This is a genomic window from Methylobacterium sp. P1-11, from assembly GCF_008329595.1.
Taxonomy (GTDB): Bacteria; Pseudomonadota; Alphaproteobacteria; order Rhizobiales; family Beijerinckiaceae; genus Methylobacterium.
In genome coordinates, this window is sequence record NZ_NPKS01000023.1 from 1 (window position 1) to 23,266 (window position 23,266).

Below are 23,266 nucleotides of genomic sequence, written 5' to 3' on the forward strand. Positions count from 1 at the left end.
CGCAGAAGCGGCCGGCCCTCGACCTCCAGGCCGATCATGGTGAATTCGCCGTTGCGGAAGCGGAATGCCGGATCGCGGGTGGTGCGGAACGAGAACAGGCTGTCGGTCCAGTGATGGACCGACAGAACGCGCGCCTCGTGAAACTTGCTCATGGCTCTGTCTTCCTTGCTCAGGCGACCGCCGGATCCGCATTCCCGAACGCTTCGAGCAGCTTGCCGTCGCGGCCGTCCCACGCCGCCGCGTCGTCGGCAGGCTCGGTCTTCTCGGTGATGTTGGGCCAGAGGTCGGCGTACTTGGCGTTGAAGGCCTTCCAGCCTGCCATTCCCGGCTCCGTATCGGCCTTGATTGCATCGGCCGGGCACTCCGGCTCGCAAACGCCGCAGTCGATGCACTCGTCCGGGTTGATCACCAGCATGGTGTCACCGACGTAGAAGCAGTCGACCGGACAGACCTCGACGCAGTCGGTGTACTTGCAGTGGATGCAGTTCTCGGTGACGACGTAGGTCATGGCTTTCCCCGTTGGCGCGGAGCTCAGAGCAGCGCAGCGAGATCCTGGCCTTCGAGATCGATGGCCAGGCCCTTCATCGCCTCTGCGCTGACCTCTCCGCCCATGGCGCGGATGCTCTCCTCGCGGATCAGCGACATCAGCCCCCGGCGCAGACCGAGGAACTCGGAGGACAGGGTCAGGGCTGGTTGCCGCGGGCGGGGCAGCGGCACCACGATCTCGGCCTTGATGGTCCCGGGACGGGCGGTCATCACGTAGACGCGGTCGGAGAGGAAGATCGCCTCGTCGATGTCGTGAGTCACGAACAGCACCGAGATCTTCAGGCGCTGCCACATGTTGGTGAGGATCTGCTGCATGATCAGCCGGGTCTGTGCGTCGAGGGCTCCGAACGGCTCGTCGAGCAAGAGGATGCGCGGGCCGGTGGCGAGGGCGCGCACGATGCCGACTCGCTGCTTCATTCCGCCCGACAACCGGTCGGGATAGTAATTTTCGAAGGCAGTGAGGCCCGCGAGGCCGAGGAGCGTGCGAGCCTGCCGCTCGCGCTCGCTACGCCTGAGGCCCTTCATCTTCAGGCCGAACTCGACGTTCTCACGGACAGTCTTCCATGGGAACAGCGAGTATTGCTGGAAGATCATGCCGCGCTCGGCGCTCGGCCCCGCGATTGCCTCGCCGTCAACCGTGACCTGTCCCGAGGACGGCTTGAGGAACCCGGCGAGCGCGTTGAGCAGGGTCGACTTCCCGCAGCCCGAAGGACCGATGATCGAGATGAACTCGCCGGGCCGCACCGTGAGCGAGGCGTTCGAGACGGCCTCTACGGAGCCTTCCATCGTCTCGTATCGCAGGCAAAAGTCGCGGACCTCGATCAGGCCCCGGCTCGATTCAGCCATGGCAGGCTCCTCACTCGATGCTATGCGATGACGGCGTTCAGCTCAGCGGGCGGCGGCCCAGGGCATGACGAGGCGTCCGACGAGGCGAATCGCGAAGCTGGACCCGAGACCGAGCAGGCCGATCGTGAGCATGCCGAGGGCGATGTCCGGGTACTGGACCAGGGAATAAGCTTCCCAGGTAAAGTAGCCGATGCCGAACTGGCCTGAGATCATCTCGGCGGCGATCAGTGAGACCCAGGCGACGCCCATGCCGACGGTCAGCCCGGTGAAGATCTGCGGCAGCGATGCGGGCAGGTAGACCTCGCGGAAGATCGCCGGCTCGGTGGCGCCCAGGCAACGGGCGGCGCGCACCAGCACCGGATCGACCTGCGCCATGCCCTGCAACGTGTTGATCAGGACGGGGAAGAACGATCCGAGGAAGGTGATGAAGACGATCGAGCCCTCGTTCGTCGGCCAGAGCATGATCGCCATCGGCACCCAGGCGATGGCCGGGATTGGCCGCAGCACCTCGCAGATCGGGAAGGCGATCTCCCGCAGCAGGCGGTAGCGGCCCATCAACAGCCCGAGCGGCACCGCGATTGCTCCGGCCAGGAGGAAGCCGAACAGAATCCGGCGGCACGATATGAGGACGTGATCGCCGAAGACGGGGCTGCGCAGGGCGATGACCGCACGGCCGAGCACGTCCATCGGGGTCGGGATGTTGAGGAACCGCACGTAGAGCGCGACGCGGTTCGCGGTCAGATATTGCCAGAGCGCGACGAATAGGACGAGCGAGACGAGCCCGATCAAGGCGGCGCGGAAACCGGCCCCGTGCAGGCGAAGCCAGCGACGGGCACGGCCCCCGGCATGCTTGGCCGGAACCGCAGGCGGGGAGAGAACCGTTCGCTCGGGTTCGGCTTCGGGGGCGGGCCGGAGGGCGACAGCTTCCATCGGATTAGCCTCCCGTCACGGCGGCCTTGAGGGCCTCGTCGAAGGGCATCACCTTGCCGCCGTCCCTGGCGGCAGCCTCGGCATCCTGCTTCAGGAGGAAGGGCGCGATCCCGCCCTTGCCGTCGACGACGTAGAACGCTTCCCGGGCGAAGAGCTTGATGCCGCGTGCCGTGTCGAACACGTAGGCGACATCGGCGGCCTGCCCCTTGGCCTTCATCTCGTTCAACGCGCCGAGCGCGCAGGCGGCACTGGAATAGGGCTTGATGTCCCCGCCCTTCACCCAGATCTCACCCGCTTTGCGCGGCTCGGTGATCGGCTTCCTGCAGAACGTGTCCTCGCCGCTCACCTCGTAATTAGCGGTGCTCGCGCGCTGCTTTTCGTAATCGAGGCTGCGTTCGGCGAAGACGTTGCGCAGATACGTGTCGTTGACCCAGGGGCCGACGTCGAATTCCTTGATCCGGTCGAGCTTCTGAAGAACCTTCACGTCCTCGCGGGCGGCGTCGATCAGCGGCGGCTTGATCGTGGGATCGATCGTCATAATCCCGCCGGGACCGAGGAAGATGTAGACCACTTCCTTGTCAGTGCCGGTCCAGGAGGCGATCTGCTCGGCGGCGCGTTTCGGATCCGCTTTGACCCAGGCATCGGCATCCAGAACCGCTTTGATGTAGGCTTCCACGATCTCCGGGTATTGCCTGGCGAAATCGGTGCGCACGACAACGCCGTGCCATGTCGGGAGTTTGGTCTCGACGCCGTCGAACACCTTGCGGGCGAAGCCGCGGAACGGCAGCAACTCGGCGAAGGGCACGAAATCGGCGTGGGCGTCGATCTTCTTCTCTTGCAGATTGGTGGAGCCGACCTCCGGGCTCTGGCTGACGAGGCGGAAATAGGTCGCCGGGTAGCCCTTGTCCTGTAGAGCCTTCAGGACCATCCCATGGGCCGCCGAGCCGAACGGCACGCTCACCACCTTCCCCTTGAGGTCCTCGAAGGAGAAGTAGTCGGACTCCTTGTTGACGACGATGCCGTTGCCGGAGCCGTAGATATTGTAGGCGGCGACCGCGATGAGCTGCGACTGGCTCTCGGGATTGTTCTGGAACGTGGCACCGTTGACGACGAGCGGATAGTCGCCCATCGCGCCGAATTGGAGCTTGCCGGCCATCATCCCGTTCGTCACGGGCGGGCCGGAGGTGAAGTTCTGCCAATCGAGCTGGATGGTCTTGCCGGCGTATCGGCCGGTCTTCGGCAGATACTTCTCGAGAAGCTTCAGCTGGCGGATCACCACGCCAACGGTGGCGGTGTTGGTCGTCGTGTCCTGCGTACCGATGCCGACCGTAAGGGTTTCTGCGCGAGCCGGGGCGCCGGACCCGATGCCGGTCAGCGCGAGAAGTGCGAGGGCGGAAACTGATCCGAGTCCGGGAAACCGTCTTGCCATCGCCCGCTCCATCGTTTCGATCCGATGTCGCACCGACATCGAGTGCACAGTCGGACTCTTCGGTGATGGCGTTCAATTGCAGAGGGACGGTGAGCGTCGATTAGTTGCGTAAAATGGCGAGGCGTCACCGGATGTGCTGCGCGATTGTGCGGAAAGCTTCTCGATTAGGCGCATTCCTCGCCGCCGCGCATCTGAGCGAGGATTTCGGGGCGCAGGATGACGATCTGCGTGCGCCGCGTGGCGACGACGCCCTGCTCCGAGAGTCGCTTCAGGCTGATCGTTACCCATTGCCGGGTCGCGCCGACCATGTGAGCGAGGTCGGCATGGGTGAAGGTCGCCGCGATTACCGTCCCGTCCTCTCCCGGCACGCCGTAGAGGTCACCGAGATGCAGGAGCAGGTGGGCCAACCGCTCGGTGATGGAGCGGGTGCCAAGCATCTGGGCAAGGGTCGAGTAGCAGCGCCCCTTGAAGGTCAGCCCCTCGATCACTCCGATTGCGAGGGCGGGGACCTGGGTCACGAGCTGCCGGAGGGCCTTGCCCGGCAGATGCAGCACCGAGGAGTTGCTCGCCGCCATGCCGGACCATTTGTGCAGGCCGGTGCCGAACACGTCGGGGCCACCCACGAAATTGCCCGGATACCAGTACGCCAGGGTGATCTCACGGCCGGAGGGCGCCGCGTAGAAGACCCGGATGCGACCGCTCTCGACGATCCAGATCCCGTCGTTCGGCGTCTCCTGCGTGAACAGGGTCGCGCCGCGATAGAGCACCCGACGCCGCCCCTTCTCCATGATGAGAGCGACCTCGCGCTCGGCCAGCCCATCGAGTAGCGGGCGCTGTCCGCTGTTTGATTGCGGGGCGGCCTCGGGGAGCAGCAGGGCGCTCGCTTGTGCGGGCAGCCTCGGCGGGGATAGGCGAAGTGGCCCCATGGACTGCATGGTCGGCTCCTGCGCGTCATATGCGGCAGCGCAGCAAACCGTGTACCAATTCTAAATTCAAGCGCGTTCCGCTCATCCGGACGCGGCGACCAACCTTTGGAAAGATCTGCGCATCAGGGACCTAGCAGGAGATGACGAGCCCCCTCCGCCGGGCGGAGGAAAGCCTGATCTCATCCGGGATCGTCCCGTCATGGCCATTCAAGCGAAGCCATGACGGAGAGTCGGTCAGGGGCGGCCCTGGCAGCGCCCGATCGCCCAGTGGATCAGCTTGCGAACATCGGGATCGGGATCGTTCGCGGAGGCTTCCAGAGCAGCGAGGGCACTCGGGTCCGCGATCTCGCCGAGGGCGGCGGCGGCCTCCTTGCGCAGATTGCTGATGTCGGAGCCGAGCGCCCAGCCCAGAACATCGACCGCGGCAGGGGCCTTGATCCGGCCGAGCGCGTTGGCCGCCTTCGTGCAGACCTGCCAGACGGGATCCTCCATCGTCGTGATGAGTGGCGCTGTCGCCTCGGGCAGCCGGATCTTGGCACAAGAGACCGCCGCCTCCTCGCGCACCTGCCAATGCTTGTCGGACAACCCGGCGATCAGCGTCGAAACGCCGGGCCCACCGGGGCGCAGGAACACCAGAGCCGCCATCGTCGCGCGGCGGACGGTCGGGTCGGGATCGCTCGCCGTGGCGATCAGGGCCGGCAGAGCCTCCTCGGCCTTCAGGTAACCGATGACACCCAAGCCCTCGCGGCGGACTTCCGGATGCGGACTCTGCAGGGCCTTCAGCGCTGCGGATAGGGCGTCAGGCAGGACGAGTTCGCGCAAGGCCCGCAGGGCGGAGGCCTTCACGAAGGGATCCGCGTGCTCGGCGCGCTCGATCAGGAGCGGACCGCATGCCGGTTCCTTCTTCTCGGCGAGTGTATCGGCGGCGGTGCGGCGCACGGCCTCGTCGGCATCCTCCAGGGAGCGCACCAGCCCCTCGACGACGTCCGCGCCGTCGTGCTCGTCCAGGGCCTTAGCGGCGGCCGCACGTACGGTGGCGTCCGGGTCGCCGAGACCCTTCAGGAGCAGGACCTTTGCCTCGGGGCCTACGGCCTCGGCGAGCTCCATCATCGCGACGCGCCGGACGCCCGCGTCGGCGCTGGCGCAACGCTCGGCCAAGTCGTCGAGGTCGTCGTCGAAGGAATCGAATACGGGACTCATGGTCGGCCTCAGCGCAGCAGGTACGGGATGTTGACCTTGACCGCGTTCGTCGGGCAATCGACCTCGCACGGCATGCAGTACCAGCACTCGTCGTACTTCATGTAGGCTTTCTGCCGGGTCTCATCGATCGCGAGGATGTCGAGTGGGCAGACGTCGACGCAGACGCGGCAGCCCTTCTCGGCGATGCACTTCTCGTCGTCGATGACGACCGCGGCGCTGCTGGCCTGATTGATGATCGGCATTGATCGATCTCCGGTTCGTGGGAGGTTTACTCGGCTGCAGCCGGAGTCTTGATGCGGAGCTGGTGGTACGCGCTCATCTCCTCGGCGGCGACCGGGACGATAAACGGATCGACCGCGCGCTTGGCGTGGGCCATCTGGCCCCGCGCGTCCTTGAACAGCACGGTGTGGCAGTTCCAGTTCGCGTCGTCGGTCGCGGGGTGATCGACGCGGAGGTGATAGAAGCCCCAGCGGCTCTCGGTGCGGTAGAGCGAGGCCGCGGCCGCCATGTCGGCGCAGTCGAGGATCGTCTGCATCTCCAGCGCCCGGTGCAGCTCGTGCGGGTCGCGGGCGCAGAGCAGATCGAGGTCCTCGCGGATCTCGGCAAAGCGACGCTGGCCGAGCTCCATCTTGGCCGTGACCTTCGGCGGCTCAAGATAGTCGTTCACAAGGCGGCGGGTCTTGAATTCCATCTCGTGCGGCGTGAGCCCGTCGGTCCGGCGGGTCGGGGCGAGGACGCGGGCCTGCTCGGCGGAGAGGTCACCGTCATCGTAACCGGTGGAGCTCGTTGCGGCGCAGTAGGCCGCTGCGTCCGCCCCGGCGATGCCACCGTTCACGAAGGCGCCGAGCATATAATTGTGGGGCACGCTCGCCATGTCGCCGACGGCGTAGAGGCCGGGCACCGTCGTGCGGGCGAACTCGTCCACGAACACGCCCGAGGCCGAGTGGCCGGAGCAGAAGCCGATTTCGGAGATGTGCATCTCAACCGGGCGCTTGCGGTAGTTGGTACCTCGGCGCTCGTGGAAGCGCCCGCGCGAGGGCCGCTCGTTCGAGTGCAGAATGGTCTCGATCTCGGAGATCGTCTCCTCGCGCAGGTGATCCATTTTAAGAAAGACTGGGCCGTTTCCGCCCTGCAATTCACGCCAGAACTCCAACATCATCTGTCCAGACCAATAATCACACTCGATGAACCGCTCCCCGCGATTATTGGCGGTGTATCCCCCGAATGGGCCGGTGACGTAGGCACAGGACGGGCCGTTATAATCCTTGATGAGCGGGTTGATCTGGTAGCATTCGAGGTTCGCGAGTTGCGCCCCCGCATGGTAGGCCATCGCGTAGCCGTCGCCGCAATTGGCCGCATTCTCATAGGTGCCGAACATGTAGCCGGAGGCGGGAAGCCCCAGCCGCCCGGCGGCACCGCAGGCGAGGATCACCGCCTTGGCCTTGACCACGAGGAACTCGGAGGTGCGGGTATTGACGCCGATCGCCCCGGCGATGCGCCCGTCAGCGCCCTTCAGGAGGCGGGTCGCCATGTACCGGTTGGTGACGCCAACCTGCAGGCGACGCAGCTGTCGGTAGAGGACCTTCTTGACGTTGTGACCTTCTGGCATCGGCAGCACGTAGGTCCCCATGTGATGGACCTTACGCATGTTGTATTCGCCCGAACCATCCTTCTCGAACTTGACGCCGAGCTTGTCGAGGTACTGGATCATCGGGAATGACCCCTGCGCGTAGGCCATCACCGCCCTTTGATTGACGATGCCGTCGTTGGCGACGGTGATCTCCTTCACGTACTGCTCAGGAGTCGCGTAGCCTGGAACGACCGCGTTGTTCAGCCCATCCATACCCATGCTGATCGCGCCGGAGCGCTTGACGTTCGCCTTCTCCATCAGGACGACGCGGAGCTTGGGGTCGGCCTCCTTGGCCTTGATGGCAGCCATCGGGCCGCCGGTGCCGCCGCCAATCACCAGGATGTCGGTCTCGATGATCTCGGTCTTCGTCGCGGATTCGAAGGCGCTCATGGCACGGTCTCGCGTCAACGGGGTGGCGGCGCTCGCGCGGTCGCGGAGCGGTCGGATCGGGGGTCAGGCGGCTTGACGTTCTGGAGCTTCGAGCGCGACGGGGGGCACCTCGGCTGCGAGGGCGCGCAGGTAGGACCAGGGGAAGATCCCGCGGGCATGGCCATCGCTGAAGGCGATGTGCACGGCGTAGCCGCCCATCGGCTCGACCTTCGTGACGGCGATGCCACCAAAGGCCTCGGGGAAACGGTTCTCGACGCGGTCGCGCGTGCACCACGCGCAGCGGCAGCGCAGCCGAAGGCGATCGGCGGGCAGCGTCGCGGCGCGGCCGTCACGCCATTCGAGGCGAAGGGAGAGCCCGCCGCGCGAAAGAGTGGCGGCCTCAGGGATCGCTTCCGGATCGAACGGAGGCGGGTTCGGAAGCCCGGTCGTCTGGTCTGCCATACGCTCCTCCTCTGATGACGTCGTCAGAGAAGCCGAGGCACGATCGATCGGACAGCAATTAGTTGCTCGGAATTCCAATCACGCCTGCCGCTGCGGAGCCTCGGCTCGAGGCGGACGTCGCCCGGCCTGCGTCGGCGAGAACGGGTCCGCTTTCCTGGCCGTTCGGCTCTGAAGCGGACCGGCCGCTTCCGGCCAGACTGCGTCATGCCGGATCGCCTGAGCGCGCAAGACCGGACGTTCGGCTGTGCGCCCACCCCAGCCATCCGGACCGCCCTCGGCACTTCTGGGAAGCGTAGGGGTGGACGCCCCCCTGACGGCATCGATGTGCCAGAGTGGGGGTGTTGCAACACCACTGCAGGAGGCGTCCACGGGTGAGGTTAGCACAGTCGGGATTGATTTGGCTAAATCGGTTTTCCAGGTTCACGGCTCGGATACGAGCGGCGCCGTCGTTTTCCGCAAGAAGCTGCGGCGTAATCACGTGCTGACGTTCTTCTCGACACTTCCGCGTTGCGTGGTCGCTATGGAAGCATGCGCCAGCGCTCCTTACTGGGCACGTGAGATAGCCTTGGTGGGCTGCGAAACGCGGCTCATCCCACCAGCCTACGTGAAGCCGTTCGTGAAGCGGCAGAAGAACGACATGGCCGACGCTGAGGCGCTTCTCGCGAGGCGGCGCTGCGGCCAACGATGCGGTTCGTCCAAGGCAAGAGCGCGCAGGCCCAGACCTCCGCAGTGGTGTTCCGTACGCCCGACCTGCTCGTGCGTCAGCGGACGCCGGGGCGGTCGGCCTCCTCGCGGAACAGCGCATCCTCCAGATCGAGGACATCGATGTCGGAGGTCAGGAAAACGCCGACATCGATGTCCTCGACGTCATGCACCATCGGCCTGCCCATGACGTTGAAGCTCGTGTTGAGGACCATAGGCACGGTGGTGGCCACGTGGAACGACCGGATGACGGCTCGGAGCAAGGGGTCGGACCACGACCCACGCTCTGTAGGCAGCCCGTACCGTCGCGGTTGCGCACGCCCTTGGATGCGCGGCCGAGCCGCCAGCGCAGGACCCGCTCCATGTACGGGCTCGCCGCGTGGTCCTCGAAGTGGTCCGGGTCGTGCTCGTGCAGGATGCTCGAGGCGAGGGGCCGGAACTCCTCCCGGAACTTGACCGAGGCTTTGATGCGGTCGCGCATGGCGGCCTCGCGCGGGTCGGCCAGGATGGAGCGAGCGCCGAGCGCGCTATGCCCGAACTCTGTCCGCCCCCGCGCCACGGCGACGATGCGCCCGGCCGCGGGGCGATGCCGAAACGAGCGAGGCGGGCCACCGCGTCCCCGTAGATCTCAAAGCCCAGGAAGGGGGAGGTGAACCGCGGCGGTGTGCGGTGGAAAGGAATGGGCCGGGAACCGAGCGTTGAAGATTCCGGCGAATCGTCCGTTCCTGCCGCGTCATGCACCACTTGAGTCGACCGACGGTGCGGCCGCGGCCGATCGGAGGCTGCGGGAGTTCCTCGACCCGCCCGATCTCCCGAAGACGACCTCATAGGCGCATCGCAAGGTCCTTTTTTTGTCGCTGCTTCCCACGTTGCAGCACTGCGGCTTCCGCGTCGCGACACCGGCGGCTCGATTCCGATGGTGCCCACGTCCCGAATCAAGATCGCGATGGGGCCGCCCGAGCCAGCCCGCTCGATGTCGGGGATCCGGCACGGAGGCTGATGTCATGGACGTTCGAAGGTCTGGCCGCGTCGAAGCGCCGCCTCCTGGGCCGGCGCATGCCGCCCTCTCCTTCGGCGCATGCCAGAATCTCAGGTGCTCCGAGGCAGGGCGTCTTGTTCGATGGCTTGCCCCCAATGCGTTGGGACGTCACGTCGAAGAAGGAGCCGAACGAAGGAACGGACTAGCGCTGCGTGCTTCGGTATGGGGAGAAGAACGTCCCCTGGATGGGGAGGCATGGGGAGAAAAACTGGGACGCTTTCTCGTAACCCATTGCCACCACTTACTTTCCTGACGCGAAAAATAAGTGGTGGAGCTGAGGGGATTCGAACCCCTGACCTCCGCAGTGCGATTGCGGCGCTCTCCCATCTGAGCTACAGCCCCGTCGAGGCGCCGGCCTTGTAGGCGCGGGCGGCTCAGCCTGTCAATTCCTGTTTCAACGTCGCCCGCCGCGCGCCGCTCCGGCGCTGGGTTGCGGGCGCCCCGAGGATAGCGCGCGAACCCGCATGAACGCCCTGATCTGGCTCTTCGACACGGTCGTCCAGCTTTTCATCTATGTCCTCATCGCAAGCGCGGTTCTCAGCTGGCTGGTGGCGTTCAACGTGGTGAACGTGCGCAATCCGATCGTCGCGCAGATCGGCGAGGTGCTCTACCGGCTGACCGAGCCGGTGCTGCGGCCGATCCGCAACCTGCTGCCCAATCTCGGCGGCGTCGACATCTCGCCGATCATCCTGATCCTGCTGCTGCTGTTCATCAGCCGCCTGCTGCACGAGTACGCCGTGCCCGCCACCTACGTTTACGCGCAGTAGGACCGACCGCCCGTGAAGACGAATCCCGGCCGCTTCTTCGAGGATTTCCGCCTCGGCGAGACCATTCGCCACGCCACCCCGCGCACCGTGACGGTGGGCGACGTGGCGCTCTACACGGGCCTCTACGGGCCGCGCTTCGCCGTGCAGTCGTCGGACGCCTTCGCCCGGGCGATCGGCTACCCGAAGAGCCCGCTCGACGACCTGCTCACCTTCCACATGGTGTTCGGCAAGACCGTGCCGGACGTCTCCCTCAACGCGCTGGCCAATCTCGGCTACGCCGAGGGCGGGTTCCGGCGGCCGGTCTATCCGGGCGAGACGGTCTCCACGGTGTCGGAGGTGATCGGCCTCAAGGAGAGTTCGAACCGGCAGACCGGCGTGGTCTATGTCCGCTCGGTCGGCTCCGACGAGCACGGCGAGACCGTGCTGAGCTATTGCCGCTGGGTGCTCGTGCGCAAGCGCGACCCCGAGGCCGCCATCGCTGAGGAGCACGTGCCGAGCCTCGCCAAGGTGGTCGACCCGCAGGACCTCGCGGGCGCGCTGCCGACGCTCTCGGCCGCCGCCTACGACACCGACCTCGCCGGCAGCCCGCACCGCTTCGCGGATTACGCGGTGGCTGAGAAGATCGACCACGTCGACGGCATGACCGTCGAGGAGGCCGAGCACCAGATCGCCACGCGCCTGTTCCAGAACACCGCCAAGGTGCATTTCGACGGGCTGGCCGCCAAGGACACCCGCTTCGGCCGGCGCCTGATCTACGGCGGCCACGTGATCTCGCTCGCCCGGGCGCTGAGCTTCAACGGGCTCGGCAACGCCTTCGCCCTCGCGGGCATCAATGCCGGCCGCCACGTGGCGCCGCTGTTTTCCGGCGACACGGTCTATGCCTGGAGCGAGGTGCTGGCGACCGCCGATGTCGGCCGCGCCGATGTCGGGCTCCTGCGCCTGCGGACGGTCGCCACCAAGAACCAGCCCTGCGGCGCCTTCCCGGACCGCGCCGGCGACGGATACGACCCGGCGGTGATCCTCGACCTCGACTATTGGGCGTTCGTGCCGAAATAGGCGGCCGTGCCCCGGCCCGCCGGCCCCGCCGCGCGGCGAAGTCGGCGGGGGCGCGTCTCAGCGGATCCCGCCGCCGACCACGCCCGCCTCGACCGCGAGCGACAGGCGGTCCGTGACCGCCCATTCGACGCCCACGCCCGCGACCGGCCGGACCGCAATGTCCTGGCGCGTGAACGGCAGCGATCCCGGGGTCGGCCCGACGCGCAGCGTCTGGTGCAGGGCCAGGGCGCCGGTCTTGGCGTAGACCAGCACGTCCGGCGCGACGAGGGTGCCGACCTTCACCTCCAGGGACCCGGCGAAGTCGTTGGTATAGGCGAGGCGCCCGTAGCCCGGCGTGAGGTTGCCGCCGAGCCCGGCCAGATAATCGAACCCGCCGCTGATGCCGTAGAGGATCGGGCCCTCCTGCCACATCCGGCCGCCCTCGAACCCGATGGTCGGCCCCGAATAGCTACCGAAATGCCGGGACGTGCTGACCGCGTAGCCGGTCGAGAGGCGGGCGTAGGAGCCGGTCCAGCGGCCATACGCGTCCTCGGGCATCTGCGGCCAGGCGAAGGAGGGCAGCGGCGCGAAGCCGATGGATGGCCAGACCAGCGCCTGGGCGGCGGCGGGGCCTGCCGGGAGGCAGCAGGTCCCGAGCACGAGACCGGCCGCGAGGCGGCGGAACGGACGGGAATCAGCGCGTCTGCTCATGCCGCCATCCTAGCCGAAGGCATCGGACCGCGACAGGCTTGGCCGTGGCCACCCGCGGGATCGTGCGTCGCGCCCGCCCCGCGGCCCGTCGCCGACGGGGGCTCAGATTTTTCCGTCGAGGCCCATCTGGTAGTATTTGTGTGTGATCTTGTCCTGGTTCTCAAGGAGCCAGTCGATCGAGGGCTCGTTGGTCATGGCCTTGCGGATGGCTTCGGTCATGCCCTTGCGCTGGATATCGAACAGCGCCTTGTGGTCGACGTGCTGGGCCTCGATGACGCCGGGGCTGAGCCAGACCGAGCAGATGATGCCGAGGTCGTTGGCCTTGTGCTTGGGGATGTAGCCCGCTCGCACGGCGTCGAGCACGCCGTTGGCGATGGCGAACTGCACCGTGCCCATCAGGATCGACGTGTACTTGCTCTCGGTCACGCTGACCTTGGAGACGCACAGCGTGACCGGGCGGACCATGATGTCGGTGTTGAGCAGGGCGAAGACGCGGCTGTGGCCGACGACCTGATCGCCGGTCAGCGTGGCCAGGGCGGTGCCGACCGGCCCGTCGAGTTCGCCGATGATGACCTCGGGCTCGGAGGCGGTGTTGGGCGGCCCGCCCGCAACCAGGGCCTCCCCGGCCCGCAGGATGATGCGCTCGTTCATGCTGTCCCTCGTGGCGGTCGGGCGATCCGGCTCTGCCCGACGGCGCGGCTCCTATCACCGGCTCGCCGCGCCTGTCGACGCGGGCGCGTCCACCGCGCGGTGCCTCATGGGTCGGCACGGGTGTCGTAGCGGTGCTGCGCCGCGTCGATGTGGTCCAGGTGCCGGAAGGCCCAGGCGCCCAGCGCCTGAACCGGTTCCGCCAGCGAGTGGCCGAGTTCCGTCAGCGCATAGTCGACCCGTGGCGGGATCGAGGGCGTCACGGTCCGGGTCACCAGCCCGTCGCGCTCCAGGTTCCGCAAGGTCAGCGTCAGCATCCGCTGCGAGATGTTGCCGATACCGCGCTTCAGTTCGTTGAATCGCTGCGCGCGCTCGCGCAGGAGCATGATGACGAGGACGCTCCACTTGTCGCCGATGCGCGACAGGACGCGCGAGACCTTCTCGCATTCGGGTCTGTGCCCGGCACCCGGCTCAGTCACATCCATGTAACCTCGGTATCAACGCTGTGCGTTCTTGCGCGGTCGAGACCCGACCGTATCCTGATCCGGTCACAAAGAGGAACCGGGTTACGCTATGAAACTCCTGCATCTCGACGCCAGCATCCTGGGCACCGGCTCGGTCTCGCGGGATCTGTCCGCGCTGATCGTCGGGCGCCTCACCGGGGACGCGCCGGCCGCCGTGACCTACCGGGACCTCGTCGCCGAGGATCCGCCGCACCTGACCCCTGCGACCCTGCCGAGCGCCCACCCGGCCTCGGCCATGGCCGGAACCCTCGACGCTGCCGGGCAGGCCCTCCGGGACGCCAGCGACCGGATGCTGGCGGAGTTCGTCGCCGCCGACATGGTCGTCATCGGCGTGCCGATGTACAATTTCACGATCCCGTCGCAGCTCAAGGCCTGGATCGACCGCCTGCTCGTGCCGGGCACGACCTTCCGCTACGGCGCCGGCGGTCCGGAAGGGCTGATGGGCGGCAAGCGCGTGATCCTGGCCCTTGCCCGCGGCGGCTTCTACGGGCCCGGCACGGCGTCCGTCTCGGCGGAGCACGCCGAACACTACCTGCGCACGGTGTTCGGCTTCATGGGCATCGTGCCCGAGCTGGTGCTGGCCGAGGGGCTGGCGGCCGGCGAGCACAACAAGGCGCAGGCCCTGGCGTCGGCGCGCGACGCGGTCGGGCAGCTCGCCGCCTGAGGCCGCTCGGCGGCGCAGGGACGATGGCGGCGGCACGAACCGCCGCCATCCGCCCGGTCAGTCGTGCACGACGACCTTGGTGCCGACGCGGACCCGGTCGTAGAGGTCGACCACGTCCTTGTTGGTCATGCGGATGCAGCCGGAGGAGACCGCCGCGCCCATCGTCTCCGGCTCGTTCGAGCCGTGGATGCGGTAGAGCGACGAGCCGAGATAGAGGGCGCGGGCGCCCAGCGGGTTGTCCTGGCCGCCGGCCATGTAGCGCGGCAGGTCGGGGCGGCGGGCCAGCATCTGCTGCGGCGGGCGCCAATCCGGCCATTCCTTCTTCATGGTGACCGTCTTGGTACCGGACCACGAGAAGCCCTGCCGCCCGACGCCCACGCCGTAGCGGACCGCCGCGCCGCCGCCGAGCACGTAGTAGAGCCGGCGCTGGCGGGTCGAGACCACGATGGTCCCGGGCTTCTCCTTGCCGGACCACGCCACGGTCTCGCGCGGGATCGCCTGGCTGCGGAAGATGTTGAGGAAATCCGCGATCGGACCCCTGTCCAGCGGGTTGGCGGCCGCCGCCGGGGCGCTCCCGAGCAGCAGGGCCGCGAGCCCGAATAGCGCGATCCGTCTCGACATGGTCTCCATCCTCCGTCCGTCGTGGCGCGGGCCTTCGCGGTGGCCCTGCGCGCGTCGGGCGAGCCGGCCCGGACTTCGCGGCAAGGTTGAGGCCGGTCCGTCAGGCTGCGCACTTCCAGGCGTGGCTGTGTGCTGTGCGCAACACCCTGCCGGCGGCGCGACGCCGTGGGTGATTGCGCCTGGCGACGGCCATGCTTATCTCAGAGCCGTGATCCGATCCGCCGCCTCTCTGGCCCGCCGCGTCGCGGGCCTGCCGGACCGCCTCGCCCGGGGCCTCGTCGTGCTGGCGCTGTTCGTCCTGGGGGCGGCCGCGCTGGTCGCCGCGCCCACGCGGGCCGAGGCCGTGCGGGCGGAGGGGCCGGCCTGCGCCGTCGCGAGCCCGCGCCTGTCGGTACTGTCGGGAACGCCGGACGCGCAGCCCGAGGCCAAGCGGTCCGTCTTCGGCCGCACCGATCTCTGCGCCGCCGATTGCGAGATCCTCACCGAATTGGGGCTGCCGCGCCCGGCCGTCGAGACGCCGCGGCCCCGCCATACGGTCTCCGCATCGTTCGATTACAGGTCCGACAGCGTTCCGGCGTCCGCCCCGGACGGTTCGCCGCTCCGGCCTCCACGCTTGGCCTGACGCGCGCCCCGGCCCTCTGGCCGGCGCGAGCGCGCCTGTTTTGATCTTCGCCCGACCGGCTTCGTACCCGGTCCCGAGATCTGCCTCGACGATGCGCGGGCTCCTGTTCCGCGCCAGCCTCAGCAGACGCATGCTTTCAGGAGCGTCGGTAATCGTGACCCGCACTCTGTCCGCCAGAACCCTGTCCTCGTTCCGCGCCTCGGCCCGGGCGACCGCCCTCCTGCCCGCTTCCCTGCTCCTGCTCGGTGTCGCGGCCTGCAACCCGAAGCAGGTCGCCGCACCGACGCCGCCTGTGCCCGAGGTCGGCTTCGTCAAGGTGGAGCCGCAGGCGATCCCCTACCTGCGCGACCTGCCGGGCCGCGTCGCGCCGATGCGCATCGCCGAGGTCCGCTCCCGCGTCTCCGGGCTCGTGGTGAAGCGGCTCTTCGAGCAGGGCAGCCAGGTCAAGGAAGGCGACATCCTCTACAAGATCGACCCGGCGCCCTACGAGGTCGAGCTCGCCAGCGCCGAGGCGTCGCTGGCCCGCCAGGAGGCGGCCCTGGTGCTCGCCCGCCAGCAGGCCGACCGGCTGGAACAGCTGCTCTCCCGCGCCACGGCGAGCCAGGCCCAGTACGACGCGGCCTTCGCGGCCAAGAAGCAGGCCGAGGCCGAGGTGGCCGGCGCCAAGGCGAGCCGCCAGAAGGCGCAGCTCAACCTCGACTGGACCGACGTGCGCGCGCCGATCACCGGCCGCATCGGCCGGGCGCTGCTCACGGAGGGCACCCTGATCGAACCCGGCGCCATGGGGGCGCTCGCCACGATCCAGCAGCTCGACCCGATCTACGTCGACATCACCCAGTCGGTGGGCGAGCTGAACCGCCTGCGCCGGGACCTCGCCAGCGGCGAGCTGGCGCGGCTGGAGGACAACACCGCCAACGTCCACCTGATCATGGACGACGGCTCCCTCTACCCGCTGGCCGGCCGGCTGCTCTTCTCGGACGTCACCGCCGATCCGAGCACCGGCCAGGTGACGCTGCGGGTGCAGTTCCCGAATCCGCACGACGAGCTGTTCCCCGGCATGTACGTGCGGGCGCGGATCAAGCAGGGCATCGATTCCGACGCGATCGCGGTGCCGCAGCAGGCGATCCAGCGCACCGACGACGGCCGCGCCGAGGTCTGGGTGGTGCGCGCCGACGAGACCGTCATGCGCCAGCCCGTCGAGGTCGGCCCGGTGGTCGGGCAGAACTGGCTGATCCGCTCGGGCCTCAAGGCCGGCGAGCGCGTCGTGACCGACGGCTTCCAGAAGATCACCGTGGGCGCCAAGGTGAAGCCCCTCGACCAGAGTCCGGTCCATGGCGAGACCGGTCCGAAGCACGATGCCGACGAGGCCCCCGACGCGGCAGGCGATCAGACTTCCGGCGACAAGACTTCCGGCGACAAGGCTTCGGGCGACAAGGCTTCGGGCGACAAGACGGAGGCCGCGCCGCGGGCCGCCGCCGTCCAGCACCGCCGCTGAGCCGGGGAGAGCGCGACAATGGCCCGCTTCTTCATCGACCGCCCGGTCTTCGCCTGGGTGGTGGCGTTGTTCATCTGCCTCGGCGGTGCGCTCGCCATCCCGAACCTGCCGGTGGCGCAGTACCCGGTGATCGCCCCGCCCTCCATCGCCCTGTCCACGGCTTATCCGGGAGCCTCGGTGGAGAGCCTCTACATCGGCACGACCCGGCTCATCGAGGATGAGCTGAATGGTGCGGCCAACATCATGAGCTTCGAGTCGACCACCGACTCGTTCGGCTCGGTCAACATCACCGCCACCTTCCAGCCGGGCACCGACCCGTCGCTCGCCTCGGTCGAGGTGCAGAACCGGTTGAAGCGCGTCGAGGCGCGCCTGCCCGCGGAGGTCCGCCAGCAGGGCATCCTCGTGGAGGAGGCTTCGGCCGCGACCCTCAACATCATCACCCTCGTCTCCAAGGACGGGTCGATGGACGAGGTCGGCCTCGGCGACTTCCTGATCCGCAACGTCATCAACGAGATCCGCCGCATCCCCGGCGTCGGGCGCGCGACGCTCTACTCCACGGAGCGGTCGCTGCGCGTCTGGGTCGATCCCGACAAGCTGCGCGGCCTCTCGCTCAGCGCCTCGGACGTGACCGACGCGATCCGCAACCAGAACGTCCAGGTCGCCTCCGGCTCGGTCGGCGCGCAGCCGAGCCCGACCCGGCAGTCGCTCACCGTGCCGATCATCGTGAAGGGCCAGCTCGGCACGATCGAGGAGTTCGGCGCCATCGTGCTGCGGGCCAATCCCGACGGCTCGAACGTGCGCCTGCGCGACGTCGCCCGGATCGAGCTCGGCGGCGACGCCTACCAGTTCTCCACGCGCCTCAACGGCGGCCCGGCCGCCGGCATCTCGGTGACGCTCGCCCCCGACGGCAACGCGCTCGAGACGGCACGCGCGATCCGCGCCAAGATGGTGGAGCTGTCCCAGTTCTTCCCGCCGGACCTGAAGTGGGACATCCCCTACGACATCACCCCGGCGGTGGAGGCCTCGATCGAGAAGGTGCTGCACACGCTCGTCGAGGCGGTGGTGCTGGTCTTCCTCGTGATGTTCCTGTTCCTGCAGAACATCCGCTACACCCTGATCCCCACCATCGTGGTGCCGATCGCCCTCATGGGCACCGTCACGGTGATGTGGATCTCGGGCTTCTCGGTGAATGTGCTCACCATGTTCGGCATGGTGCTGGCCATCGGCATCCTGGTCGACGACGCCATCGTGGTGGTGGAGAACGTCGAGCGGATCATGAACGAGGAGGGGCTGCCGCCGAAGGAGGCCACCAAGAAGGCCATGGGGCAGATCACCGGGGCGATCATCGGCATCACCCTGGTGCTGATCGCCGTGTTCATCCCGATGGCGTTCTTCCCCGGCTCGGTGGGCATCATCTACCGGCAGTTCTCGATCGCGATGGTGACCTCCATCGCCTTCTCGGCGCTGCTCGCCCTGTCGCTGACGCCGGCGCTCTGCGCGACCTTCCTGAAGCCGATCGAGAAGGGGCACGGCCACGCCAAGGGCGGCGTGTTCGGGCTGTTCAACCGGTTCGTCGACCGGGAGACCGCCCGCTACGGCCGCGGCACCGCGGCGTTCATCCGGAAATCCGGCCGGGTGATGCTGGTCTACGTCGCGCTCGTGGCCGGCACGGCCTACGCCTTCGTCAACCTGCCGGAAGGCTTCCTCCCGGTGGAGGACCAGGGCTTCTTCACGGTCGACATCCAGACGCCGCCGGGGGCCTCCTACAACCGCACGCAGGAGGCGGTCCGCAAGGTCGAGGAGCACCTGCTGGCTCAAGCAGGCGTCGCCACCGTGACCATGCTCAACGGCTTCTCGTTCTCCGGCCAGGCCCCGAGCACCAGCCAGGCCTTCGTGACCCTGAAGCCCTGGAGCGAGCGCGATGCCAAGAACTCGGCTGCCGCCCTCGTCGCCAACACGAACGCGGCGCTCAGCACCTACCGCGACGCCACCGTGGACGCCCAGGAGCCGCCGCCGGTCGACAATCTCGGCAACGCGGCGGGCTTCTCGTTCCGCCTGCAGGACCGGGCCAATCGCGGCTACGCGGCCCTGCTCTCGGCCCAGGAGCAGCTCCTGAAGCTCGCTTCGCAGAGCCCGATCCTCCAGAAGGTGAAGATCGAGGGCCTGCCGCCGACCCCGCAGGCGGAGCTGATCATCGACCGCGAGAAGGCGGCAGCGCTCGGCGTGAAGTTCGAGGACATCAACGCCACGATCCAGCTCAACCTCGGCTCGGTCTACCCGAACGACTTCCCCAACCGGGGCAAGATGCAGCGGGTCTACGTCCAGGCCGAGCAGCTCCAGCGCATGAACGCGTCGGACATCCTCAACTACGCGGTGAAGAACGCCACCAACACCATGGTGCCGATGTCGTCCTTCGCGGAGCTGAAATGGAGCATGGGGCCGAGCCAGATCGTCGGCTTCAACGGCTACCAGTCGGTGCGCTTCACCGGCGAGCCGAACCCCGGCTACACGTCGGGCGACGCGATCAGTGAGATGGAGCGGCTGATGCTCCAGCTGCCCAAGGGCTTCGGCTACGCTTGGACCGGTCAGTCCTATCAGGAGAAGCAGGCGGGCAGCCAGGCGAGCCTGCTGCTGGCGCTGTCGGTGCTGATCGTGTTCCTGTGCCTCGCGGCGCTCTACGAGAGTTGGGCGATCCCGGTCTCGGTGATGCTGGTGATCCCGCTCGGCGTCATCGGCGCGGTGGCGGCCGTGTACCTGCGCGGCATGCCCAACGACGTCTACTTCAAGATCGGGTTGATCACGATCATCGGGCTCTCGGCCAAGAACGCCATCCTGATCGTCGAATTCGCCAAGGATCTCTGGAAGCCCGGCACCTCCGTGGTGCGGGCGGCCGTGGAGGCCGCCACGCTCCGGTTCCGGCCGATCGTGATGACCTCGCTCGCCTTCATCTTCGGCGTGGTGCCGTTGGCCATCGCCACCGGCGCCGCCTCGAAGAGCCAGCAGGCGATCGGCACGGGCGTGATGGGCGGGATGATCACCGCGACCGTGCTGGCGGTGTTCTTCGTGCCGGTCTTCTTCGTCGTCGTGATGCGCCTGTTCCGGCGCAAGGCGGTGGCGGAGGGCGAGGCGGCGGAGGCGGAGACGCGGCACGAGCCGGCGCGGGTGGCGGCGGAGTGAACAGAAGCGTTTGCGCTTCGGTTCCTGCGAGGCCCGACGCAACCCTCTCCCGTGCGGGAGAGGGGACCCGCGCCTCGCTTTGGGAAGACCGCATCGCTGTCATGGCCCCTGGGCCGGAGCTCTCGAAGCCATCGACCGGAAACGGGGATGAGCCGGGGAAAACGCGTTTTGGAACACGCGTCATGTCACTCACCCGCGACAGGCTCAGCCATCGTCTTGTATACAGATGGTCCGAAGCTTGCTGACGCCGCGGTGGACACCGCCGGGGCTGCCGGCCGGTGGCGCATTCACGGTCCCGGAGATCCGCTTGTCCCGTTCAGCCCTGAAGATTCTCGCCCGCGGCGTGTCCGCGGTCGCGGTCGCGACGTTCGCGTTCGCCGCGCTGCCCGCGCAGGCCGCCAACGTGTTCCGCTTCGCCTTCCAGGGTGACCTGAAATCCCTCGATCCGTACTCCCTCAAGGAGAGCTTCACGGAAGGGATGCAGGAGGCGGCCTACGAGCCCCTCGTCACCCTCGACAAGAACCTGAAATTCGCGCCCGCGCTCGCCGAATCCTGGGAGACGCCGGAGCCGACCCGCTGGCGCTTCCACCTGCGCAAGAACGTCAAGTTCCACGACGGCACGCCGTTCACGGCCGACGACGTGATCTTCTCCGCCCAGCGGGTCCGCGCCCCGGGCTCGAACTTCACCACCAACGTGCCCGCCGACGCCGAGTTCGTGAAGGTCGACGACTACACCGTCGACATGGTGCTGAAGAAGCCGAACCCCATCGCCATCGCCCAGTTCCCGACCTGGGTGATCATGTCGAAGGCGTGGTCCGAGAAGAACGGCGTCGTCCAGCCGACGCCGCCCAGCGCCACCAGCCCGAGCTACGCCACCCTGCACGAGAACGGCACCGGCCCGTTCGTGATCGCCGAGCACCAGCCCGGCGTGAAGACCGTCTTCAAGAAGTTCGACGGCTACTGGGGCAAGGTCGAGTCGAACCTCGACGAGGCGGTGCTCACCACCATCGCCAATCCGGCGACCCGCGTCGCCGCGCTCCTCTCCGGCGAGGTCGACTGGATCGACCCCGTGCCGCTGCAGGACCAGCAGCGGGTCAATGCCAGCGGCACCGCCACCGTGATGGCCGGCCCTGAACTCCGCACGATCTTCCTCGGCATGGACCAGGACCGGGACGAGCTGAAGGATTCGAGCGTCAAGGGCAAGAACCCGTTCAAGGACATCAAGGTGCGCGAGGCCTTCTACCTCGCCATCGACGAGGACACGATCGCCAAGCGCGTCATGCGCGGGCAGGCGGTGCCCTCCGCGCTCATGATCGCCCCGGCCCTCTACGACCGCGGCGCCGAGTTCAAGCGCCCGGCCACCGACCTGAAGAAGGCCAAGGAGCTGATGGCCCAGGCCGGCTACCCGGACGGGTTCTCGCTCACCATGGATTGCCCCAACGACCGCTACGTCAACGACGAGGCGATCTGTCAGGCGGTGGTCTCGATGCTGGCCCGCATCAACGTCAAGGTGAACCTGAACGCCCAGCCGAAGGCCAAATACTTCGCCAAGGTTCTGGCGCCGGCCTACGACACCTCGTTCTACCTGCTCGGCTGGACCCCGTCCTCGCTCGACAGCCACAACATCCTCTACGAGATCGTCGGCTGCCGGAAGCCCGGCGACAAGTCGGGCCGTGGCGGTTGGAACCTCGCGGGCTACTGCGATCCGAAGATCGACGAGATCGCCGACAAGGTCGAATCCGAGACCGACAAGACCAAGCGCGACGCCCTGATCAAGGACGGCTTCGACGTCCTCAACGCCGACTGGGGCTACATCCCGCTGCACCAGCAGGCTTTGGCCTGGGGCGTCTCCAAGAAGGTCCACCTGACCCAGCGCGCCGACAACCTGCTCCTGCTCTACTGGGTGTCGAAGGATCCGCAGTAGGGGCCGGGCGTGCTCGCCTTCCTGCTGCGCCGGGTGATCCAGGCGGCCGCGGTCCTCGCGGTCGTCGGGCTTATCGCCTTCGCGATGTTCCGGTTCGCGGGCGATCCCGTGAACCAGATCGTCGGGCCCGACACCACCGTGGCCGAGCGGGCCGAGATCCGGAAGAACCTCGGTCTCGACGACCCGGTCCTGGTCCAGTTCGCCCGCTATGCCGGCAACGTGGTGCGGGGCCAGTTCGGCATCTCGTACCAGTTCCGGCAGCCGGTCTCGCAGCTGCTCGCCGAGCGCATGCCGGCGACGCTGGAACTCGCCTTCTGCGCCACGGTCTTCGCCCTGGTGGTGGGGATCCTGATGGGCGTGTACTGCGCGCTTCGGCGGGATTCCTGGATCGCCGGCCTGTTCCAGGCGGTCTCTCTGATCGGGATCAGCCTGCCGACCTTCCTGATCGGCATCCTGCTGATCTACCTGTTCTCGGTGACGCTGGGCTGGCTGCCCTCCTACGGGCGCGGCGACACGGTGCGGCTCGGCTGGTGGACCACCGGCTTCCTCACCGCCTCCGGGCTCAAGGCGCTGATCCTGCCCTCGGTGACGCTGGGCCTGTTCCAGATGACGCTGATCATGCGCCTGGTGCGCGCCGAGATGCTGGAGGTGCTGCGCACCGACTACATCCGCTTCGCCCGGGCGCGGGGGCTCACCACCCGCGCCGTCCACCTGCGGCACGCCCTGAAGAACACCCTCGTGCCGGTGATCACCATCGCGGGGCTGCAGCTCGGCTCGGTCATCGCCTTCTCGATCATCACCGAGACGGTGTTCCAGTGGCCCGGCATGGGCCTGCTCTTCGTCCAGGCCGTGCAGAACGTCGATATCCCGATCATGTCCGCGTACCTGCTGCTCGTCGCGCTGATCTTCGTGACCATCAATCTCGTGGTCGACATCCTCTACACGGTGGTCGATCCGCGCCTGCGGCTCTCGACCGGGCGGGCGGCGTGAGGGCGCGGC

The 23,266-nt window shown here is 67.7% G+C and carries 22 protein-coding genes, 1 tRNA gene and 2 pseudogenes; 9 read left to right on the forward strand and 16 right to left on the reverse strand.

Features of this window, described 5'->3' with window-relative positions; translation table 11 throughout:
- The 10 genes and pseudogenes from CIW48_RS21510 to CIW48_RS21555 form a co-directional block, all read right to left on the reverse strand.
- A pseudogene (locus CIW48_RS21510) lies at positions 1–152 on the reverse strand (ferredoxin--NADP reductase); the annotation flags it as partial.
- A gap of 17 nt (positions 153–169) precedes the next feature.
- The gene (gene fdxA / locus CIW48_RS21515) at positions 170–508 is read right to left on the reverse strand and encodes a ferredoxin FdxA (RefSeq protein WP_149312593.1); all 339 of its coding nucleotides are present in this window, start codon (positions 506–508) and stop codon (positions 170–172) included.
- 23 nt (positions 509–531) lie between these two features.
- Positions 532–1,392: an ABC transporter ATP-binding protein gene (locus CIW48_RS21520; RefSeq protein WP_149312594.1), complete on the reverse strand. Its 861-nt coding sequence runs from the start codon at positions 1,390–1,392 to the stop codon at positions 532–534.
- Between the two features lie 42 nt (positions 1,393–1,434).
- Entirely contained in the window at positions 1,435–2,322 is an 888-nt protein-coding gene (locus CIW48_RS21525) for an ABC transporter permease (RefSeq protein ID WP_149312595.1), read from the reverse strand.
- A gap of 4 nt (positions 2,323–2,326) precedes the next feature.
- Positions 2,327–3,751 carry an ABC transporter substrate-binding protein gene (locus CIW48_RS21530; RefSeq protein WP_149312596.1) on the reverse strand — a complete coding sequence of 475 codons (1,425 nt, stop codon included), beginning with the start codon at positions 3,749–3,751 and terminating at the stop codon, positions 2,327–2,329.
- A 164-nt stretch (positions 3,752–3,915) separates the two neighbouring features.
- A complete protein-coding gene (locus CIW48_RS21535; protein ID WP_149312597.1) occupies positions 3,916–4,686 on the reverse strand; it encodes a Crp/Fnr family transcriptional regulator in 771 nt (256 codons plus the stop codon).
- Positions 4,687–4,911: 225 nt separating this feature from the next.
- The gene (locus CIW48_RS21540; protein ID WP_149312598.1) at positions 4,912–5,877 is read right to left on the reverse strand and encodes a HEAT repeat domain-containing protein; all 966 of its coding nucleotides are present in this window, start codon (positions 5,875–5,877) and stop codon (positions 4,912–4,914) included.
- A gap of 8 nt (positions 5,878–5,885) precedes the next feature.
- On the reverse strand, positions 5,886–6,119 hold the full coding sequence (locus CIW48_RS21545) for a ferredoxin family protein (RefSeq protein WP_149312599.1): 234 nt from the start codon (positions 6,117–6,119) through the stop codon (positions 5,886–5,888).
- Between the two features lie 26 nt (positions 6,120–6,145).
- Positions 6,146–7,897, reverse strand: coding sequence for a fumarate reductase/succinate dehydrogenase flavoprotein subunit (locus CIW48_RS21550; RefSeq protein WP_149312600.1), 1,752 nt, complete (start codon positions 7,895–7,897; stop codon positions 6,146–6,148).
- 63 nt (positions 7,898–7,960) lie between these two features.
- Entirely contained in the window at positions 7,961–8,338 is a 378-nt protein-coding gene (locus tag CIW48_RS21555; protein WP_149312601.1) for a DUF971 domain-containing protein, read from the reverse strand.
- Positions 8,339–8,660: 322 nt separating this feature from the next.
- On the opposite strand from CIW48_RS21555, the pseudogene CIW48_RS21560 reads away from it, so the two are divergent.
- Positions 8,661–9,109, forward strand: a pseudogene (locus CIW48_RS21560) (transposase); the annotation flags it as partial.
- Here the strand turns inward: CIW48_RS21560 and CIW48_RS34595 are convergent.
- Positions 9,100–9,303: a carbamoyltransferase C-terminal domain-containing protein gene (locus CIW48_RS34595; RefSeq protein WP_281407375.1), complete on the reverse strand. Its 204-nt coding sequence runs from the start codon at positions 9,301–9,303 to the stop codon at positions 9,100–9,102. The pseudogene CIW48_RS21560 and the gene CIW48_RS34595 sit on opposite strands and share 10 nt — an antisense overlap.
- Positions 9,304–10,345: 1,042 nt before the next feature.
- A tRNA-Ala gene (locus tag CIW48_RS21575) sits at positions 10,346–10,421 on the reverse strand.
- 122 nt (positions 10,422–10,543) lie between these two features.
- Between CIW48_RS21575 and CIW48_RS21580 the strand changes: the two genes are divergently transcribed.
- Both CIW48_RS21580 and CIW48_RS21585 read left to right on the forward strand, forming a co-directional pair.
- A complete protein-coding gene (locus tag CIW48_RS21580) occupies positions 10,544–10,846 on the forward strand; it encodes a YggT family protein (protein ID WP_010684838.1) in 303 nt (100 codons plus the stop codon).
- A 12-nt stretch (positions 10,847–10,858) separates the two neighbouring features.
- Positions 10,859–11,902 carry a MaoC family dehydratase gene (locus tag CIW48_RS21585; RefSeq protein ID WP_149312602.1) on the forward strand — a complete coding sequence of 348 codons (1,044 nt, stop codon included), beginning with the start codon at positions 10,859–10,861 and terminating at the stop codon, positions 11,900–11,902.
- A gap of 57 nt (positions 11,903–11,959) precedes the next feature.
- Here the strand turns inward: CIW48_RS21585 and CIW48_RS21590 are convergent, their stop codons facing one another.
- The 3 genes from CIW48_RS21590 to CIW48_RS21600 form a co-directional block, all read right to left on the reverse strand.
- On the reverse strand, positions 11,960–12,592 hold the full coding sequence (locus tag CIW48_RS21590) for a hypothetical protein (protein ID WP_149312603.1): 633 nt from the start codon (positions 12,590–12,592) through the stop codon (positions 11,960–11,962).
- A gap of 102 nt (positions 12,593–12,694) precedes the next feature.
- Entirely contained in the window at positions 12,695–13,243 is a 549-nt protein-coding gene (locus CIW48_RS21595; protein ID WP_091785158.1) for a formaldehyde-activating enzyme, read from the reverse strand.
- Between the two features lie 104 nt (positions 13,244–13,347).
- Entirely contained in the window at positions 13,348–13,725 is a 378-nt protein-coding gene (locus CIW48_RS21600; RefSeq protein WP_149312604.1) for a helix-turn-helix domain-containing protein, read from the reverse strand.
- An 88-nt stretch (positions 13,726–13,813) separates the two neighbouring features.
- Here CIW48_RS21600 and CIW48_RS21605 point away from each other — a divergent pair, with 88 nt between their 5' ends.
- Positions 13,814–14,428, forward strand: coding sequence for an NAD(P)H-dependent oxidoreductase (locus CIW48_RS21605; RefSeq protein ID WP_149312605.1), 615 nt, complete (start codon positions 13,814–13,816; stop codon positions 14,426–14,428).
- A gap of 57 nt (positions 14,429–14,485) precedes the next feature.
- On the opposite strand, the gene CIW48_RS21610 is transcribed toward CIW48_RS21605, so the two are convergent.
- Positions 14,486–15,049 carry a L,D-transpeptidase gene (locus CIW48_RS21610; protein WP_091785219.1) on the reverse strand — a complete coding sequence of 188 codons (564 nt, stop codon included), beginning with the start codon at positions 15,047–15,049 and terminating at the stop codon, positions 14,486–14,488.
- A gap of 208 nt (positions 15,050–15,257) precedes the next feature.
- Between CIW48_RS21610 and CIW48_RS21615 the strand changes: the two genes are divergently transcribed.
- The 5 genes from CIW48_RS21615 (at position 15,258) to CIW48_RS21635 (ending at position 23,257) form a co-directional block, all read left to right on the forward strand.
- Positions 15,258–15,671 carry a hypothetical protein gene (locus CIW48_RS21615; protein WP_149312606.1) on the forward strand — a complete coding sequence of 138 codons (414 nt, stop codon included), beginning with the start codon at positions 15,258–15,260 and terminating at the stop codon, positions 15,669–15,671.
- Positions 15,672–15,825: 154 nt separating this feature from the next.
- Complete coding sequence (locus CIW48_RS21620) at positions 15,826–17,166, forward strand: efflux RND transporter periplasmic adaptor subunit (protein WP_149312607.1); 1,341 nt, start codon at positions 15,826–15,828, stop codon at positions 17,164–17,166.
- 18 nt (positions 17,167–17,184) lie between these two features.
- Positions 17,185–20,343, forward strand: coding sequence for a multidrug efflux RND transporter permease subunit (locus CIW48_RS21625; protein ID WP_149312608.1), 3,159 nt, complete (start codon positions 17,185–17,187; stop codon positions 20,341–20,343).
- Positions 20,344–20,671: 328 nt separating this feature from the next.
- Positions 20,672–22,267 (forward strand): ABC transporter substrate-binding protein, encoded by a 1,596-nt coding sequence (locus CIW48_RS21630; RefSeq protein ID WP_348645138.1) that lies wholly within the window; start codon positions 20,672–20,674, stop codon positions 22,265–22,267.
- A gap of 9 nt (positions 22,268–22,276) precedes the next feature.
- Positions 22,277–23,257 carry an ABC transporter permease gene (locus tag CIW48_RS21635; RefSeq protein WP_149312610.1) on the forward strand — a complete coding sequence of 327 codons (981 nt, stop codon included), beginning with the start codon at positions 22,277–22,279 and terminating at the stop codon, positions 23,255–23,257.
- The last annotated feature ends 9 nt before the right edge of the window (positions 23,258–23,266 follow it).

What these genes read in the sequence shown, in the direction of transcription:
- CIW48_RS21600 (WP_149312604.1), bottom strand. Translation starts at nt 13,725, where the DNA reads ATGGATGTGACTGAGCCGGGTGCCGGGCACAGACCCGAATGCGAGAAG.
- CIW48_RS21625 (WP_149312608.1), top strand. Translation starts at nt 17,185, where the DNA reads ATGGCCCGCTTCTTCATCGACCGCCCGGTCTTCGCCTGGGTGGTGGCG.
- CIW48_RS21530 (WP_149312596.1), bottom strand. Translation starts at nt 3,751, where the DNA reads ATGGCAAGACGGTTTCCCGGACTCGGATCAGTTTCCGCCCTCGCACTT.
- CIW48_RS21520 (WP_149312594.1), bottom strand. Translation starts at nt 1,392, where the DNA reads ATGGCTGAATCGAGCCGGGGCCTGATCGAGGTCCGCGACTTTTGCCTG.
- CIW48_RS21545 (WP_149312599.1), bottom strand. Translation starts at nt 6,119, where the DNA reads ATGCCGATCATCAATCAGGCCAGCAGCGCCGCGGTCGTCATCGACGAC.
- fdxA (WP_149312593.1), bottom strand. Translation starts at nt 508, where the DNA reads ATGACCTACGTCGTCACCGAGAACTGCATCCACTGCAAGTACACCGAC.
- CIW48_RS21595 (WP_091785158.1), bottom strand. Translation starts at nt 13,243, where the DNA reads ATGAACGAGCGCATCATCCTGCGGGCCGGGGAGGCCCTGGTTGCGGGC.
- CIW48_RS21540 (WP_149312598.1), bottom strand. Translation starts at nt 5,877, where the DNA reads ATGAGTCCCGTATTCGATTCCTTCGACGACGACCTCGACGACTTGGCC.
- CIW48_RS21525 (WP_149312595.1), bottom strand. Translation starts at nt 2,322, where the DNA reads ATGGAAGCTGTCGCCCTCCGGCCCGCCCCCGAAGCCGAACCCGAGCGA.
- CIW48_RS21605 (WP_149312605.1), top strand. Translation starts at nt 13,814, where the DNA reads ATGAAACTCCTGCATCTCGACGCCAGCATCCTGGGCACCGGCTCGGTC.
- CIW48_RS21610 (WP_091785219.1), bottom strand. Translation starts at nt 15,049, where the DNA reads ATGTCGAGACGGATCGCGCTATTCGGGCTCGCGGCCCTGCTGCTCGGG.
- CIW48_RS21590 (WP_149312603.1), bottom strand. Translation starts at nt 12,592, where the DNA reads ATGAGCAGACGCGCTGATTCCCGTCCGTTCCGCCGCCTCGCGGCCGGT.
- CIW48_RS21555 (WP_149312601.1), bottom strand. Translation starts at nt 8,338, where the DNA reads ATGGCAGACCAGACGACCGGGCTTCCGAACCCGCCTCCGTTCGATCCG.
- CIW48_RS21550 (WP_149312600.1), bottom strand. Translation starts at nt 7,897, where the DNA reads ATGAGCGCCTTCGAATCCGCGACGAAGACCGAGATCATCGAGACCGAC.
- CIW48_RS21580 (WP_010684838.1), top strand. Translation starts at nt 10,544, where the DNA reads ATGAACGCCCTGATCTGGCTCTTCGACACGGTCGTCCAGCTTTTCATC.
- CIW48_RS21535 (WP_149312597.1), bottom strand. Translation starts at nt 4,686, where the DNA reads ATGCAGTCCATGGGGCCACTTCGCCTATCCCCGCCGAGGCTGCCCGCA.